This window comes from Paenibacillus naphthalenovorans, assembly GCF_900099895.1.
GTDB classification, from domain to species: domain Bacteria; phylum Bacillota; class Bacilli; order Paenibacillales; family NBRC-103111; genus Paenibacillus_G; species Paenibacillus_G naphthalenovorans.
Genome location: NZ_FNDY01000040.1, coordinates 19,740 through 37,561 on the forward strand (window position 1 = coordinate 19,740; position 17,822 = coordinate 37,561).

The 17,822-nt window shown below is 45.4% G+C and carries 13 protein-coding genes; 1 reads left to right on the top strand and 12 read right to left on the bottom strand.

Annotated elements, in window-relative coordinates; all coding sequences use genetic code 11:
- Positions 1-42: 42 nt before the first annotated feature.
- The 3 genes from BLT35_RS23420 to BLT35_RS23430 are packed head-to-tail and all read right to left on the bottom strand — an operon-like array spanning position 43 to position 2,580.
- Positions 43-999 (bottom strand): amidohydrolase family protein, encoded by a 957-nt coding sequence (locus tag BLT35_RS23420; protein WP_083351392.1) that lies wholly within the window; start codon positions 997-999, stop codon positions 43-45.
- On the bottom strand, positions 950-1,441 hold the full coding sequence (locus BLT35_RS23425) for an MSMEG_0567/Sll0786 family nitrogen starvation N-acetyltransferase (protein WP_074729891.1): 492 nt from the start codon (positions 1,439-1,441) through the stop codon (positions 950-952). Before BLT35_RS23425 ends, BLT35_RS23420 begins: the two co-directional genes overlap by 50 nt.
- Positions 1,438-2,580 (bottom strand): MSMEG_0568 family radical SAM protein, encoded by a 1,143-nt coding sequence (locus BLT35_RS23430; RefSeq protein WP_074729892.1) that lies wholly within the window; start codon positions 2,578-2,580, stop codon positions 1,438-1,440. Before BLT35_RS23430 ends, BLT35_RS23425 begins: the two co-directional genes overlap by 4 nt.
- A 279-nt stretch (positions 2,581-2,859) precedes the next feature.
- Here BLT35_RS23430 and pdxR point away from each other — a divergent pair, with 279 nt between their 5' ends.
- Entirely contained in the window at positions 2,860-4,302 is a 1,443-nt protein-coding gene (pdxR, locus tag BLT35_RS23435; RefSeq protein WP_074729893.1) for a MocR-like pyridoxine biosynthesis transcription factor PdxR, read from the top strand.
- 122 nt (positions 4,303-4,424) lie between these two features.
- On the opposite strand, the gene BLT35_RS23440 is transcribed toward pdxR, so the two are convergent.
- The 9 genes from BLT35_RS23440 to BLT35_RS26330 form a co-directional block, all read right to left on the bottom strand.
- A complete protein-coding gene (locus BLT35_RS23440) occupies positions 4,425-5,900 on the bottom strand; it encodes a protein adenylyltransferase SelO (protein ID WP_074729894.1) in 1,476 nt (491 codons plus the stop codon).
- Between the two features lie 191 nt (positions 5,901-6,091).
- Positions 6,092-7,621, bottom strand: coding sequence for an alkyl hydroperoxide reductase subunit F (gene ahpF / locus BLT35_RS23445; protein ID WP_062409604.1), 1,530 nt, complete (start codon positions 7,619-7,621; stop codon positions 6,092-6,094).
- Between the two features lie 12 nt (positions 7,622-7,633).
- The gene (gene ahpC, locus BLT35_RS23450) at positions 7,634-8,197 is read right to left on the bottom strand and encodes an alkyl hydroperoxide reductase subunit C (RefSeq protein ID WP_062409605.1); all 564 of its coding nucleotides are present in this window, start codon (positions 8,195-8,197) and stop codon (positions 7,634-7,636) included.
- A 224-nt stretch (positions 8,198-8,421) separates the two neighbouring features.
- On the bottom strand, positions 8,422-9,651 hold the full coding sequence (locus tag BLT35_RS23455) for a glycosyltransferase family 2 protein (protein WP_074729895.1): 1,230 nt from the start codon (positions 9,649-9,651) through the stop codon (positions 8,422-8,424).
- Entirely contained in the window at positions 9,648-10,442 is a 795-nt protein-coding gene (locus BLT35_RS23460) for a nucleotidyl cyclase domain-containing protein (protein WP_074729896.1), read from the bottom strand. The genes BLT35_RS23455 and BLT35_RS23460 overlap by 4 nt, the downstream gene beginning before the upstream one ends.
- Positions 10,443-11,790: 1,348 nt before the next feature.
- Positions 11,791-13,125 carry a cation:dicarboxylate symporter family transporter gene (locus BLT35_RS23465; protein WP_074729897.1) on the bottom strand — a complete coding sequence of 445 codons (1,335 nt, stop codon included), beginning with the start codon at positions 13,123-13,125 and terminating at the stop codon, positions 11,791-11,793.
- Positions 13,126-13,486: 361 nt separating this feature from the next.
- On the bottom strand, positions 13,487-13,780 hold the full coding sequence (locus tag BLT35_RS27690; RefSeq protein ID WP_254777650.1) for a hypothetical protein: 294 nt from the start codon (positions 13,778-13,780) through the stop codon (positions 13,487-13,489).
- A 1,117-nt stretch (positions 13,781-14,897) separates the two neighbouring features.
- Positions 14,898-17,120 carry an HIRAN domain-containing protein gene (locus BLT35_RS23475; RefSeq protein WP_074729899.1) on the bottom strand — a complete coding sequence of 741 codons (2,223 nt, stop codon included), beginning with the start codon at positions 17,118-17,120 and terminating at the stop codon, positions 14,898-14,900.
- A gap of 372 nt (positions 17,121-17,492) precedes the next feature.
- Positions 17,493-17,654: an N-acetyltransferase gene (locus BLT35_RS26330; RefSeq protein ID WP_217634742.1), complete on the bottom strand. Its 162-nt coding sequence runs from the start codon at positions 17,652-17,654 to the stop codon at positions 17,493-17,495.
- Positions 17,655-17,822 lie beyond the last annotated feature (168 nt).

Consider the following 17,822-nt stretch of genomic DNA (forward strand, 5'->3'; position numbering starts at 1 on the left):
CATCTTCCTCTCGATATTTTTTATATGGTTAAGGGCTGGGCCCTAAGCCAGCTTGCTGAAATATTGCTCTTGGGCGTTACCCCAGAAGATTCTCTCCTTGATTTCTTCAGAGATACGCGCTCCTTGAATTTTCCAAAACTCGCTTTCATAGTCGCTCCAAGGCTCGTCGCAGCCGAACATAATGCGATCGGCGCCTATCCCTGTCCGATCGACCTCCTGAAGCAGCTTGCGGACAGCAAAGCCGATGGCCCAGCTCGTATCCAGATAGACCCGGTAGCCGCCTTCAATCAGCTCCGACCAGCGGGAGAGCAGCCGGATATGCCCGCTGACGCCGCCGCCCATGTGAACAAGATGTATTTTCAACTCCTTGCCCCACCGCTTGATGATTTCAAAAAATCCCAGTATATCCGAGCCCCCGCCCGGGCTGGTATGGAAATGAATCGGAATATCCTTTTCCATCGCCGCCCGAAAAATCGTTTCGTGCAGCTTCGTCGTCGCCTCATCCCACTTGCGGGGGTCGGCTGTCCCTCCAAGCAGATAGCTCATCTTCAAAGCGGCAATGCCCGGCTCCTCCAAAAGCGTAAGCGCGTTTTCAGTCAGCTCCCGATTTTGCGGAAGTCCCGAAACCCATAAGGCTCCGGCGACCTTGCCTCCTCCCTGCCGGCATAAGCGCACGACCAGTTCATTGTGGGAAAAGGGTTGAGCCTGAACGGGAATACCGTAGTTCGGAATAATCAGGGTCTTCTCCATACCGCGGCACTTCATGAAATGATCCAGCTCTTCCGCCGTTGCAGGGCCGGGATCGGCGGGCGAAACCGGCACCTCCGACTCATAGAACGGCCAAGGCTCCAGATGGCCGACATGATTATGCACGCTGAACACCTTTCGGCCAAATCCCATGGTCAGCGGAATATCGTGTGCATACTCCTCCGGTACCCGGGCGATCGATTCAACCTTGGATAAACTGACGCCGCTTCCTGCCTGATGCATCATACACATGCAAATTCGCCTCCATGATGTGATGCGGGTGACCATGTATCCAAATCAGTCCGCCCACCGTTTTCCAACCTAGCTTTTCAAAAAGCTTCACATTTTGCTGCTGCACTTTTGCCAAAAAACGCCGTACGCCCCGAAGCCTCATTTCTTCTACAGCGGCTTCGATCAAATATACCCCAACCCCCCTCAACCGGAATTCCGGTTTGACGGCAAGTCGTCCTCCCCACCATAGGGTAGGGTCGTCGTTGTCTGCGTAGCAGCGAACGGTTCCCATTAACGTCTCTCCATTCTTCCAGGCGTTAATGTAGATCGATGCCGGATCGTGCTCATCGGCGTCGGTTCCATCGAATAAATGCTGCTCGTCAACAAATACCTGCCGCCGCAGGGACAATGCGGCTTCAAGCTCATGCTCCGTTTTGGCTATACGCACCTGACAGCTTTTCATAGGCCCACCCCGGATGTCCCCCATTTTTCGAAGGAGGAGAGGGCCGAGCATGCTCCGCATTTTGCGCAGCCTGCTTGATTGGCTTCAGACGACAGCCCCTCCTCTGCCAAAATGGCGGCCACATTGCGATAGGCCTCCTCCATGTATTCGCTGGTTGGCGGCAAGGCATCTTCCAGTAACGTTCCTTGCAGCGGCCTTAAAGGGACGACGAACGGATAAACCCCAAGCTGCGCCGCACGCCGGCAGCCTTCCAATATGTTCTCGATACGCTCCCCCATTCCGAGGATGACATACGTGCTGACCTGATTTCTGCCGAAGACGGATACGGCCTTTTCGAACGCTCTAAAGTAGGTTTCCAGAGTGATCGCAGACTTGGACGGCATCATCCTGCGGCGAACCTCTTCATCGAAAGACTCGACGTGAAGCCCTATCGTTGTGGCCCCCGCATCCTTCAGCACCTGATACAGCGCCTCGTCATCGGGAGGCTCGCATTGAACCTGTACCGGAAGCCGGCTGACCTTACGGATGGCTTTGACGCATTCAGCCAAGTATAACGCTCCCCGGTCCGTCTCGTTCGGCGTGCCGGTTGTCAGCGTAACCTGCTTGATGCCGTCCAATTCCTCAGCCGCCTGGACAACCTCCGCCAGCTGCTCGGGTGTTTTCATGGCGACGGTAGTTCCCGCTTCCAGAGAGTGGCCGATCGCGCAAAACTTGCATCTCTGACTCGGAGCCCACCGGATACAGCTTTGAATGACTGTGCTTGCCAGCACATCGGAGCTGTGAAGCACCGCTATCTTGTTGTAGGGAATGCCGTCCTTCGTTGTCCGGTCATAAAATTTGGGACGAGCGACCGGATCTACATACATCAGCTTTTTGCCGTTATATTGCAAGGTCAGCCCCTTTTCCGTACGAACAAGGGAGTAGGGCGAGGAGGCCGCCGGACCGTTGAAGGTCGGCACCATCACCGTCCGGTCTCCCAGCATAAACGCCCGGTCGTCCGACGGGCCCGCGCCCCCGCGTCTGCCGCCTTCAATAAGTCCGTTCGTGCGCAAGCCCTTGTTCTGAATATCCACCAACCAGTTGGAGCGGGATTGGCTCAGTATTTCTTCCCTTTCATCAGCATGATCATCCGGAGTCATAGTACCCATCCCTTCTTTCATTGACGTCCAATTTATATTTGTTAACTTATATAACATATATTACTGAATAATTTGTAAAATCACCTCATCCAGTACGCGATTTTTTTACTCATCCACTTAAAATCCATAAAATACTTTACATCATTCGTAATTTAAAAAATAAAAACCAAATTTATGGAAGAATACATTACATTGATGTATAATGATGACGTGTAATGATTTTGATTCGAGCAACAATCCGATGGTTAGGACTGCATGCTCAACCGTATGGAGGATGCTATGGAATGGAAGCCAAACAAAGTAGAAAGCGTGCCGATCTATAAGCAAATTGCCGATTATATGGAAACCCGGATTATGAACGGGGAATATCCGAGCGGAAGCTGTCTTCCTTCGGAGCGTTTTCTCGCGGCAGAACTAGGCGTGAATCGCGGAACCGTCATCGCGGCTTATGATGAGCTGCTTGCGAGCGGACTCGTCAAGAAGGTGAAGGGGATCGGCACGGTAGTGAGCCAAGCGTTATGGGGAGAAGGACCTCAGAAGCGAATTCCGAATTGGGGGCAATATGTAAAAAGCGGCTTTTTCCAGATCAATAACCCGATTAACCAGCAAATCTATCAGATTATCCAGTCCAGAGATCACGTCATCAATTTCGCTATCGGGGAATTGGCGCCCGATCTTCAGCCTGTCAAGCTCATGCAGGACATCCATCGTTCCATGGAAATCAACGACTACTTGGGTTATGAGCACATGCAGGGGAATATAAAGCTGCGGGAAACGATATCCGCCCACCTGCGGAAATACAGGCGCATTGAAACGACCCCTTCCTCCATCATTATTACTTCCGGCGCCCAGCAAGCGCTGCATCTGATTATTCAATGTCTGTTAAAGCCCGGGGATGCCGTAGCCATCGAAGACCCGTCCTATGCCTACTCCCTTCCTATCTTTCATTCGGCGGGTTTAAAAACGTTCTTATTGTCTCCCGGCCGGGAAGGCATCGATCCGGATGAAATCATCACGTTATATAAAAGAACCCGGGTCAAAATGGTGTTTTTGAACCCTACCTACCAGAATCCGACCGGGACCACCATGTCTGAAGAAAGAAGAAAGAAAATCATCGAAATCTCCACCCAATATGGCATTCCTATCGTCGAAGATGACCCTTACAGCATTACCGGTTTTCAGGAACAGGCCATTGCACCGCTGAAATCGTTGGATCGCGACGGCGCTATTCTGTATATCAGCTCGCTGTCCAAAATTGCGGCGTCCGGTTTAAGAATCGGATGGATTGTAGGACCGCAGCCTGTCATTGACCGTTTAGCCGATGCCAAACAACAAATCGATTTCGGTCATCCGAATTACCCGCAATGGATATCGGAACGGCTGCTTGCATCCGAAGGTTTTGATGCGCATATCGGTCAACTTCGCGCTGGATTGAGGGACAAACGGGATCGAGTTGTAGAGGCTTTGCGTAGCGAGGTAGGTTCATACATAGAATTTATCGAGCCTCAAGGCGGCATTCATTTATGGTGCGGACTAAAAGGGGAATGCGATGAACATGCGCTTTTCAGGGAATCGATTCAAAACGGCGTTATTTTTGCCCCTGGCACCACACTCGGCTCCAAGAAAGGCTTCATGCGATTTACCTACAGCCGCACCGAGACCCAAGATATCCGGGAAGGCATCCGGCGGTTTGCCGATGCCCTTAAACGTGTAATGAAATAGCTTAACCGGCAGATGGCGGCAAAACTTTTGTGCGGCAAGGAGCTAAAAATGATGATCACAGAAGAGACAGACGATAAACCATATTCAATGATTTATCGTCCAGTCTCATGCTTTTTTCTATATCAGGTACCGCAAAAGGTCCGGTAAGGACGGGCTGATGGCGCAGGCGGCGTGGAGTACTCAGCCTGTTCGGGGGAATGCGCGTAGGGGCTCGAAAGAGCATCAAGAAACCGCTCCATCACGCTGTAGTCTCCCTGGTTCACTGCGGCCTCCAGCGCTTCTTCTGCCCGGTGGTTGCGGGGAATCAGCGCGGGATTGCTGCTGCGCATCAATTGATGCGAGGAGGCTTTTGATTCCTGCTGCCTGCCTAGTCTCGCCTGCCACAGCTCATGCCACTGGGCAAAGCCCGCGGTGCCAAAAAGAACCGCATCCTCGGGCTTATCAAACGTCAATGCGCGGAAGGTATTGGTGTAGTCCGCACGATGCTCTTTCATCAAATTGAGCAGCTCTTCAATAAGGGATTCATCCTGCTGTTCTTCGTTAAAGATCCCCAGTTTTGCCCTCATTCCCGAGAGCCAATTGCGGCGATACAACTCGGTAAAATCTGAAATCGCAGCCTGGGCCAGTTCTACAGCCCGCTCCTCGTTGGCATGCAGCAGCGGCAATAGGGTTTCAGCAAATCTCGCGAGATTCCACGCGGCAATATACGGCTGATTGCCATAGGCATAGCGGCCATGAATGTCAATGGAGCTGAATACCGTTGCCGGGTCATAGGCATCCATGAAGGCGCACGGACCATAATCAATGGTTTCCCCGCTGATGGCCATGTTGTCGGTGTTCATCACCCCGTGAATAAAGCCGACGAGCTGCCATTTGGCAATCAGCACGGCCTGACGCCTGATCACTTCTTTTAGCAGGGAAAGATAGCGGTTCTCATCAGCCTCAACTTCCGGAAAATGTCTTTGCAATGTGTAATCAGCCAGAGTCCGGAGCTCCTCCACAGTACCCCAATTTGAAACGTATTGAAAGGTGCCGACGCGCAGATGGCTGGCTGCCACGCGGGTCAGAATTGCACCAGGCTGTTCGGTTTCACGCCTTATGGACTCGCCGGTTGTCACCACAGCCAGGCTGCGGGTGGTTGGAATACCCAGCGCATGCATCGCTTCGCTGATGATGTATTCGCGCAGCATCGGCCCAAGCGCCGCCCGGCCATCGCCAAGGCGGGAGTATGGCGTTTTACCTGAACCCTTAAGCTGAATATCGACCCGCTGGCCCAGGGGTGTGATCTGTTCGCCAAGCAGCAGAGCCCGGCCGTCCCCCAGCATGGTAAAATGCCCGAATTGATGCCCTGCGTAAGCTTGAGCCAGAGGCTCGGCGCCTTCGGGAATCCGGTTGCCGGCAAGCGCCGCAACGCCGTCATTGCTTTGCAGCGCTTGGACGCTCAACCCCAGGGACGCTGCCAACCGATCATTAAGAATGATCAACCTCGGTGAGCGTACAGGGGTTGGGTTAAGCCTGGTAAAGAATGATTCCGGCAGGCAAGCATAACTGTTGTCGAAGTTCCATCCTGTTTCGGTTGCTGCTTTTTTCTCTGTCATCGTATCTCCTTTTTCATTTGTCTTTTTGTATCCCCTCATTGAACTATACCATAAGTCGGGCTCATGTTTATCGTATGGAGGTATAGAGCGCCGTTCAACAAAGAAAAACGCCCCTTGGCGGGACGTTTCGGTTAAAACGTAATGTACAATTTTTGACGAATAAGTGCAGGAAAAGCTGCTATACTCATTCATTAATTTCGGATTAGATAATCAAATGCGCCCAGGGCTGCATTAGCACCTGATCCCATTGAAATAATGATCTGCTTATACGGACTGTTCGTGCAGTCGCCTGCAGCAAACACGCCAGGTACGTTCGTAGCGCCGTGGCTATTCACAACGATCTCCCCGATGCGATTGCGTTCGACCGTATCGCCTAACCAATCGGTATTGGGTACAAGACCGATCTGAACAAACACGCCATCCAGTTCAATATGCTGAACCGTTCCTGTATCGCGCTCAATATAGGATATACCGTTCACCTTGTCGGTACCGGTAATTTCTTTGGTTTGAACGTTCTTCAGAACAGTGACGTTAGGCAGACTGTAAAGACGATCTTGCAGTACAGCATCAGCTTTCAGCTCCGGCATAAACTCCAGAACGGTGACATGGCTCGCAATGCCTGCGAGATCAATGGCCGCCTCAATACCGGAATTACCGCCGCCGATCACCGCTACGTGTTTTCCTGCAAACAAAGGACCGTCACAATGAGGACAGTAAGCTACACCTTTGTTCTTGAACTCCTCTTCTCCGGGTACGCCTACATTGCGCCAACGGGCACCCGTTGAAAGAATTACGGTCTTGCTCTTTAGAACAGCGCCGTTTTCGAGCTCGACTTCGATGAAATCCCTTTTCTCCAAACGCTTGGCGCGCTGTGATTTCATCACATCGATACCGTACTCTTTCACGTGCTCTTCAAGACTCGCTGCGAGCTTAGCACCTTCGGTATATTTAACGCTGATAAAGTTCTCTATACCTACGGTATCCAAAACCTGACCACCAAAACGTTCAGCAACAATGCCTGTGCGAATGCCTTTGCGTGCCGCATAGATCGCCGCACTTGCACCAGCCGGGCCGCCCCCGACAACAAGCACATCGTATGGAGCCTTGTCGGCAAAATCCGAAGCATCCGGAGCACTGCCCAATTTGCCGAGAATATCCTCAATTGTCATGCGACCGCTGCTGAAGAATTCACCATTGAGGTAAACCGTTGGCACGGCCATGACGTTTTTGCTTTCTGCCTCCGCTTTATACGCCGCACCGTCAATCATGGTATGCGTAATGCCCGGATTGAGGATGCTCATCAAGTTCAGTGCCTGAACAACATCGGGGCAGTTGTGGCAACTCAGGCTGATATAGGATTCAAAATGATATTCGCCGCTGATGTTTTTAATCTGGTCAATGACGTTCTGTTCAACCTTTGGAGCTCTACCGCTAACCTGCAGCAGAGCCAACACCAATGAAGTAAATTCGTGTCCCAGAGGGATACCGGCAAAGGTTACACCGGTATCTTCCCCCACACGATTTACACTAAAGCTCGGTGTTCTCGGTAATGTGGCTTGTTCAACCTTAATTCTGGAAGACATGGTGGCTAGTTCATCCACCAAGGCCAGCATGTCCTTAGACACCGCATCGGACCCTGCGCTGACTTTGATCAGCACGTCGCCTTCCAAGAGTTGAAGATATTGGTTAAGTTGTGCCTTAATGTCTGCGTCCAGTACCATTCGACCAGCCCCTTAAATCTTTCCTACAAGATCAAGGCTTGGCTTAAGCGTTTCAGCACCCTCCTGCCATTTTGCCGGGCAAACTTCACCTGGATGATTTCTTACATATTGTGCTGCCTTGACCTTGTTTACAACAATGCTTGCATCGCGGCCGATGCCGCCGGCGTTAATTTCAATGGCTTGGATAATACCGTCCGGGTCGATAATAAACGTACCGCGGTCAGCAAGACCTTCCGACTCGATCAGCACATCGAAGTTGCGGGAAATCGTATGTGAAGGATCTCCGATCATAATGTAAGTAATTTTGCCGATCGTTTCCGAGCTGTCGTGCCATGCTTTATGAGTAAAATGGGTATCGGTTGAAACGGAATACACTTCAACCCCGAGTGACTTCAAGGTTTCGTATTGGTTTTGAAGATCTTCCAGCTCGGTCGGGCAAACGAATGTGAAGTCTGCAGGATAGAAGCAAACTACACTCCATTTTCCTTTAAAATCGGCTTCTGTTACTTCGATAAATTTACCATTGTGATAAGCTTGAGCTTTAAACGGTTTTACTTCAGTTCCAATGAGAGACATAATTCATTCCTCCTAAATGTAGTTTGAAAATTATAAATAGCTGTTTATATTGATTTCGCTATTTATAATGATTCTTATTTAATTATATAGACATGATATCACTGACAGCCCATTTGTTCATGAAGGAACTATGAAGACAAAATGAAACTTTTATGAAGATTGAGGGATTCATCGGAAATACGATAACCCATTCCATAAAATAAGGTGCCCATTTGCTTATGATCTTATGTTATTTGTTTAAAGCGTTCCGTCTTATCCCATACCGGTTCAAGCTTAGAGCGTTTCAATTTGATTTGGCAGTAGATGCCTCTCAGAAATAAAAACAACCAGAACTGAGCGTAAGAAAAGTACATCAAGAACGAAAAAAGCAAGTCAATTGGGGTTATTTTTTTGTCGGACATTTGCGCGGTCACCAGCTGCACAAAGTACATTAACCAGGCCTCAAACCAAAGGATGAGCAGCGGCACGGTCGAGCTCCCTTCCACATGTCCAAAAAGCCCAAGCACGAACCACAAATCCGAAACGAGCAGAAACACGACAAAAAGAATATACACGGTCAGTAATTGTACCGAATGAATAACATTTTTCCCCTTGAACAGCCGGGGATTCTTTAACGTTTTCTCGATCAAATAAAGGTTTCCCTGCATCCAACGCGTCCGCTGCCGCAGCCATATGCTGAAGCTCTCGGGCTCCTGTTCCCAAGTGCGGGCTTCCGGCACGATAGGCAACAGACCGCCCAAGTCCGTTAAAGTTAACGTTAAATCTGCATCTTCCGCTAACGCGTAGGGATCATAGCCGCCTGCTTGGGTCAATGCATCTCTTTTGATGACAAGGTTCGTTCCCGTTAAAGAGCCGAGCTTGAACATCCCCCATCGGCCTGATTGCATAAGAAGCTGAAAAGCTGAAAATTCCAAAGCAATCATACGAGTCAACGCATTCTTGGTCTCGTTGATCGTCTTCACGTAGCCAACTGCTCCGACTGCTTTAGGCGTTGTCTCTGCAGCCTCCACGAGCAATCGTAACGCTTGCGGCTCAGGCTGATTGTCAGCGTCATACACGGCGATATATTTGGATTCGCTGATAGATACGCCGTAGTTCAGCACCCGAGACTTGCCTTTTGGCGTGCCTGGCGGCACCTGGATATAATGGATATTCGGAAACGAGCCCGCGTAATACTGCGCAATCTCACCGGTTTCATCCTGTGAATTGTCGTTAAGCAAATAAATTTGGACGTCTCCCGGATACTCGATTTTGCTCATAGCATGCAGTGTATCCGCAATGACAATGCCCTCATTGTGAGCCGGGATCAATACAGCGACGCTGGGATAAGATTCTAACCTCACGAACTGTCGTTTCTTGGAACGGTATAACACCCCGGATATCGTGAGCGTCGAGTAATAAAGCAGCAGCAGCCAGAAACTGATTGATATCGTGGTGAGAACTATTGTCATCATACGGCTTTGCCCCCTCTTAGAGGGGAAATCACTTTTTCAAATTGTTCCCATTCGTCAATCGCCAGCTCGTTCACCGTGATGTCGAACAGCTCCGGCTTCAAGCTGCGATCTTCTGCAATCTTTTTATAAAACCGGTCTAACACTACTTCTACGCCTGACTGATTCGTGTTCGTTAACAATATGATCGCCCGATGTCCGCCGTAATTACCGACGAGGTCATAATTTTTTCTTGTGGAATCCAGCAGCTTAGCCATCATCTTCTCATAAACGACACGCTTTTTGTATTGGGGGTCCTTGCTGTACATATGTAGTTCGCAAATGATGTAATAGCCTGTTTCTTTGCGGCGCTTCATACCGGAGAACAGCAGCTTTGCTCTTTCCATAAACTCTGCAAATGTTAACACGCCTGTCACAGGCTCCAGCTTTCTTAATGATTCAACCTCTTTTTGAAGCGCCAACGAGCGTTCCCTTAATTGATTGATATGATAAATCAAAAGCCAGACGGCCGTTGCCCCAAGCGAATAAATAAGCTGTACCACAAGCTTCTCTCCTTGGAACCATACATCAACCGTTTTGCCCCAATTTGCTGCAATGTTATAAAATGCAAGCCCCAAAACATACGCAATCAATGCCGCAAAACCCGCCATCGGACGAAAAATAACATTAATCAAGCCGATAATCAAGAGCGAACCGGCCATAAAAATGAGCTCCGGCTTTGTCAGGTAACTAGCCGCAAGCAAAAATGACAAAATGACGAAGGATAACATAAAACACAAGTTAAATTTATTCATAGAGTGTCACCTTACAGCAGTAAATCGTTGTTTAAACTGTAGTATAAAATTAAACCGTGCATGAATCACTGCGATTCTAGACGGTTCTTTATATTCGATCTTATGAATTGGTAAACGTTCTTTGGATCAATGAGGTGAAAGTTGAGATATGTGCTTCCATCAGGGTACGCGCACCCGCCGCATCTTTTTTCTGCGATTTTATCGATGATCAGCTGATGTTCAGCAATGCTCCTTGTCCGATACGGAGGAAACGAAGAAATATTGCATAAGAAAAAGTCGTTTAAATCCCATTGGCTTCGTGTCATGTGAAGCAATTTCTCCGAACGGGACATTTTGAGAAGCTCTCTGTAATGACCGGACGTCTGGAAACCTCAAGGTCATCAGCGACTCATAAGTACGAATCGTTTTCGATAATGATATTTCCCTCATTACCACAATAACTCCCCACCTTTCTATCTATATTAATTATACATAATTTTTGGATATATACCTTAGTTTATATGAATGTGAAACCATCTTTTATCGATTCCTTCGGTTAACTAGATAAATACCGAATACGATCAACACCGATCCCAATACCTGAGACTTCACCTTATGAAACCGCCGCGAGACTGATGACAATGACTCCAACAAAGCCCAGAACCAATCCTATTGATTTTTGAATGGTAAGAGGCTCGTTCCAAGAAATGACCAGGAAGCAGTTTCCCGCCATTTCGCAGGCGGCATTTCTGCAGACAATTCGAGCACATAATTAATGGATTCATGACGGTTGGGATGCCTAGCAGCCGAACCCCGCATCTCAAGTGTTGGCGGATTCAGCGCAACCTTGCGATTGCGGTTATGAAGTGACCTCGCGTATTCCACAGGCCTCCCCAGATAAGAACGTCATCTTTCCGCCCGCGCTTGCCCAAGGTTACGACTGCAGTCCTTGGCAGCTTTGGATTTCATCATGCTATGGTGACTCATCCGACTGCAACCGCCTCTAATTGGGTTCGTGTACCTCAAGCCGTGCGTTTGCCTCCAGCTTCCTTCAGATTCCGCCTCGCGACGGACATCCTTGCTCTTGGCTAATGGTAGGCGCTTGCCAGCCCCCATTCCGAACTTTCACCGTAGAAATGACGCCCATGCTGGGCGTACATACGGCAAAAAAGCTTGATTCCGCAATCAAGCTTTTTTTGATACCCAGAATATTTCTTGCCTCAGCCGGAGTTGCCGTTTCTCTTCCAAGCTCCAAAGCATATTCGATAATTGCGCGATACTCTTCACCAACTCTTTATACTTAAAATAAACAATAATAACTTCCATCGAGCTTCTTCCTGTCCGTCAAGGCCCCATTCGAGCAGCCGTTTCAGATCGCTGGCTTTTTATTTACATCTGCAATGTTAGTATCACCGAGAACGTACGTAAGTCTACCGTCGAGCGCATTTTCCGCCTGATGCTTATTAAGCAAGCCCTCCCAACGCGCAACGAAAAAGGTGGCGACAGCATACCCTATAATATTGACTGTTGTCCGATAATTTCCCATGAATCGGTCTGGCGCAAGCATCAGGGCGACTGCGGCCATCGGTATGGAACCTGTTGCCGCCGCAGTTGCTGACAGTGCAACAAATGCGGAGCCCGGTATTCCAGCCATCCCCTTGGACGTTAACAGCAGAACTCCCAGAAGCACAAGCTGTTCGGCAATGCTCAAATCGGTGCCGGTTGCTTGGGCGAGAAAAACCAGTGCCAGCGATAAATAGATTGAGGCCCCGTCCAGATTGAACGAATAACCTGTAGGCACCACAAGTCCGACAACAGCGCGATTGCAGCCGGCGCGCTCGAACTTATTCATCAGCTGCGGCATGACCGCTTCCGTTGAACCTGTTGCAAACGCGAGAAGAATCTCCTCCCGGACGTAGAGAATTAGTTTCCAGAGACTGAGACCAACGTATACCCGCATGATGATGGCTAATATAATGAGAAAGGCAAGACACGCGACGGTCATGGCAATAAACAGTTTACCGAATGAAAGGAGCGTGTTAATCCCGTACTGACTGACGGCGAAGGCCAATGCGCCAAATGTCGCTAGCGCCGTAAGCTTCATGATATAGCCCATAATTTGAAACATGACTTTGTTGGCATGTTCGAGGAAATCGACCAGAACCTCCGACGTCCGTCCGCCAATATGGATGATTGCAAAACCGCATAAACAAGATATGAGCAAAACTTGCAATATCGAATTGTTTGCGAACGCTCCGATGGCGCTTTCCGGAATCATATTCAGGAAGAAATCCGTCGTGCTGGGAAGCTGCGAGCCCTTGGTCGCTTTAGTGACTGCATCCGTTGATAGGGTATCGGTATTGACATTCATTCCCGCACCGGGATTCATTAAGTTTGCAACGACCATGCCGATGATCAGCGCCAAGGTTGTTACGATTTCGAAGTAGAGGATCGTTTTTCCTCCCATTCTTCCGACGGCTTTTATGTCACCGACCTTGGCAATACCAACGACAACAACTCCAAAAACAAGTGGTGCTATAATCATTTTGATCAGTTTGATGAAGCCATCGCCTAGCGGCTTTAGTGCAACGCCGATGGTCGGCCAAAAATAGCCCACCAAAATACCCGCGACGATCGATGCAATAATCTGAAAAAACAGGCCTTTATAAAAGGGCTTCTTTATTTTCTCAGTTTGCGCATGCATAATTCTTTTTCCTCCTTCTAACCTTTTACGTAATTTTTAATAACATTAATTGTACATTTATATAACTTATTATAATGAGTTTGTTTTACACATTCATCATGCGGAATGAACAAGATTAAAATTTTCTTTGTTTGCATTGCACAAAATCTGCTTTCTGAGACATGTTTTTGTTAATTTATATAACATGAAACGTAATGAATTGATGGGCGGCAATCCCTCTATCCGCCTGGATCAAATGGAATCGGGTAAAAAAAAACGAGTGGTATCAGGAATAATTTCCTGAAACCAGCTCGCGACTAAAATGTCCAAATCGAATGTAATCTCTGTTAAATTCCGATATTTAAAAGCATCAAACCGCGCTTTATCCATAGACCAAGTGAGAGGAGTCATCTGAATCAAAGTTATCAAGCTCCAATGCATTAAGTTTTTTTTGTATAACATACATGGAATGCATTCTGCAGCTTGAAATGTCTTGTAAATAGCAACACCGTTTCTTTATTTGAATAAGCCCTTTTTTCGTTGTTATCAAAGAATACTTCTCGTAGTCCCCACAGCCTAAATCTGCAACCAGTAAAGGATCAGAAGAAACACCAGTATGCTCCCCGATCACTTTCGTAATCTTTTTGTGCACAGCATTGTATAAGTTGCTTTCCATAATGATGTGGCGCCTGGCTTCAAACAATTCCTTCTTGTAATGACTATTGGAAGGATGAGGCGTCAAGTTCAGATATCCATATTTTGTAATATCAAACATGCTGCTTGGAACATATCAGACTCTTAAAATCAACAATTTTCATTGAGCTTTTGCATAGCGGGCACCTAAACGTCGACTCGAATTGACTCAAATGTTTTGCACTTTTAGTTTTTTGGGTCTAAAATAGCCGCCGCAAAATAAACCTCCCCTGTACAAGGGAAAGCAATCCACATAAATAAAGAAAGGCAGAACGATCCGCCTTTCTTCACAATACAGTTTTCTATTGAAATGAAGATTATCAAAAATGGGCAGACTAATCCCTTTTACTCTGTACGTACAAACAGAGTCTTTGAACGTATGAAATTACCGGTTCAAAGTCGGGATACGAAGTCTGATATGGTACATTTTTAATAATCCTCCTCAAGTTTTTATCAAACACCTTAATTCTTATAGTGTTCCTCTAAAGAAAAAGTAAATTAGGGTCGTAGACACGATTTTCCCCTTGTCTAAACTCCCTGAAGAAAAACAAAAATTCCCGTCTTCCCCCACCATTTTCTCCCAATCGCCGCAACTCCTTTCCCCACAAGGCATGAGAGGCATTTTCGAGTCAAAATCGAGATAAAAATTAAACGGCAATCGGAGCAAAATAACGGGTTAATAAAATGGGATTATCTGGTTCAATTGTGAACGAAACGAGATAAAAAATAGTGTCCGCAAAGCAGGAGAAAAGACAGGGAAATGACAGGGCGTGAAGGCTTAAAAATCGAGTTAGAGCGGGAGTCGAAACTTGAAAAAATGCTTACCTCTTTCCGTCTCAAACCCTTGCAACGCTTGAGTTTTATCTGAAATATGCTTGAGAAAGGTATTCGAGAAGATCCCTGCTTTTTCCTGCATTGTTTCCGCCGCGGCATAAGAAAAAGACTGGAGTTTGATCGGAGGAATATCCGATCGGCTTCCAGTCTTTGGTGAGTTACAGGACAGTTATTTTTATTCCTGGACAGTTATTTAGGTGGGTGGACAGGAATTATTGTTTGTTGAAAAAGAAATAGACGTTTAATGTTCTAAGGAATACCAGATTTCAAAGGTTATCCAGACTTGCTTTTCGAATTGCATAATAGCACTCGTCTGCTTTTGTAAGGATCTCATATGCAAATCTGAATATATCCTCTGAATTATATTGGACGTCTAATAAGCTATATTCTGCAGTTACTGCAATACGATCCTGACCGATGTCCATAATCTTGCAATTCCCCAATTCCTGATTAATAGAATCAAGCAAATCTTTATCACGCAACATGATTTTTTCACTCTCAGTTAAGTAATCAATATCCTCGATACGGAACAATATCATTTCGGGCAAAAATGTAATTATAATCATGACAACAGCATCACTATAATCTGTTAAATGAGTTTTTCCAATAAAATCAACTGCTTCCCATTCTAATAAGCCTAATTCTGATGGTATTTCTATATTTCGCTTTTCAACCTGAAAACCATATCCCTTATTTTGTAAATACTTTTCAAAATCCTCAACATGCCCGTTTATCCCCTGCATGAAGTTGGTTACTCTGGTTCCAAGTGCTGTCGCTCTATCTGAAGCTGAACTACTTCGCTTATAAAAAATATCATCTATATTCGAATTTGTATTTTTCATCGGATTATTATTCCCATTCTTCCATGTCTCTGTGCTTAGATCCGTTGATTCCTCATCAATTGAGGATTTATTAATCATATCTATTATCTCTTCAATTTTTTTATCTTGCTCAGTTTTTATTTTGATCAATGATTCCCCTAATTCTTGAAGAATTTCCTTTTCAAGACCATATAGAAATTGTAGATTTTCATCGAATGAGTAACCATCATAAGATCTTCTATAAGTATCTTTTGTTGCCTCAGCTTTACTTGTTATTATTAAACATAATTTCTTAATCTTAGTTTGATCTTTCAACCCATCAATCACTTCAAGCCGTAAAAAGGTACTATAAATTTGTCCCACTCGGTCTATAAATACCCTATCGTCAGGAAAATCAGGTTCAAATAGTTCCTTCATATTCAGACATGTTTTCAATAAAAGCTCCTTGAATTTTCCAAAAGCTTCCTGTACTTTGTCAAAGGATATATCTTTCTTATCTTCAATATCTCGCTTTAGTTCATCAACTAATTTACTTAAAGTAGGCTCATTACTTCTATATGAATCCACATAAGTCAATTCTTCATCTATTGTATCATAGTAATATGTTGGATCCTTATACTCGGGATAATCTGAATAAGGGATTCCATCCTCATCATACTCATCCCAAACACTTTCCTCCCAGCTATCCTTTTCCTCAATTCGGGTACTTTTTCTGATATCTGATATTAATCTCACTTCAATTTCTACACCATAGTTTAGTCCGTTACCCCCTCCAAGAATATCCAATATTCTTGTTTCGAAATTAGTTCCCTGGTCGATCATTTTCCCAATAGTCTTTGAGTATTCTTTTGGTATCCAACCAATTTGATGACTTCCTCGAACATAAACACCTACAGCGTAAGGGTCATGTTGATTATTGTAATCTCTTTTTAAGAAGATTTCAGTGGATCGATTTAGTTTTGCTATGATCTCTTGTCTATTTTCATATGTTACTCCAGCTACCCTTACAATAAAAAAGTTTTCTTGAATTTCACCATATTTCCGTTCGTTCGACTGATTTGATGGCGTAATCATGCTTTTTTTGCAATTTCCACAGATAGCAATGTGTTTTTTCTCAGGAATAACATTATTCTGTTGAAAACAAAAAGGACAAGTCACAATAATTATTTTTTCTGCCTCTTCTTTCTTCTTTTCATTTTCTTTATCGACGTTGGTAGAATACTTATCTCGGCTATATTTTGAAAGAGATTTCTTGCATCTTCCACAAACTGCTAAATGTAATTTGTTTTTTTGTACCCTGTTCTCTTGAGAACAATGTGGGCAAATCATTATTGTTTTATTACTGTCTACATTTTCTTGGTGAACATTCTCTCTTGATTTCATACTTTCTTGGGTAAATGTTCTGTTCGAATAATTACTACTTGATTTATTGTCCTTACTTTGCATCAGAGGGTTTTCTTTTATATTCTTCTTATAAAAACCAACTAATTTCCCTCTATATCTATATAGTAGGAACCCGCATATGATTATCAACAAGGCACCACTTGTAGTTAAATCTACAACAAAATTAAATAATCCTTCCACAATAATTATCAGTAGCTTCATAACTATATAAACAAAAAAAATAATCGCTACTCCATAAATTATCTTCTTCAATGTGCTATTCATAGGAACTCCTCAACCTGAAAGTAAAATTACGTTTTGTCATAAAACTATTAATATTTTCGACAAATAAAAACTCAAAATAAATAATTTTTCCGAAAAGACACGTTTTCACCATAAATTATACAATAATCATATGCAAAAAAGCGGAGCAAATGTCATCTCAACAACAATCTGATTCGTACATATCAGAATTAAGTCTGATCGAAAAAGAAGTTTCCCAATAGATAGTTCTTAATGTTGCCTTGAAGATGAAGCAATACGCCGCTTTAATTGGTTTTTTTATATCAATGGCTATGTTAAATCACACTGTTTATTTTGATCAAAAGAAATCCGCCCATTAAAAAGGCGGGTAACTTAACTACTGTTAAAAATGCATTAAGGTGTGGCAATAAATCCCGTTTTAATCCCCTTCTTAAATCCAGCACTTTCATAAAATAATAGCGTTCCTTCTTCTTTTGAACCAGTGAGTAGCATGACTTTATAACAATCATGTTTCCAAGCAATATCTAATGCCCTTTTCAAAAATTGCCGACCCATAGCCTTGCCTTCTAAATTCAGCATGAGTAACTACTGGATCGGCTACACTAAGTTGGACAGAAAAAATAAGGGATTGTAGAATAAACCTATCATCCTAAGGAGCGGATCTCTACAATGCCAAAACACCAACGACGTACCTTTACCTCAGAATTTAAAAAACAAATGGTG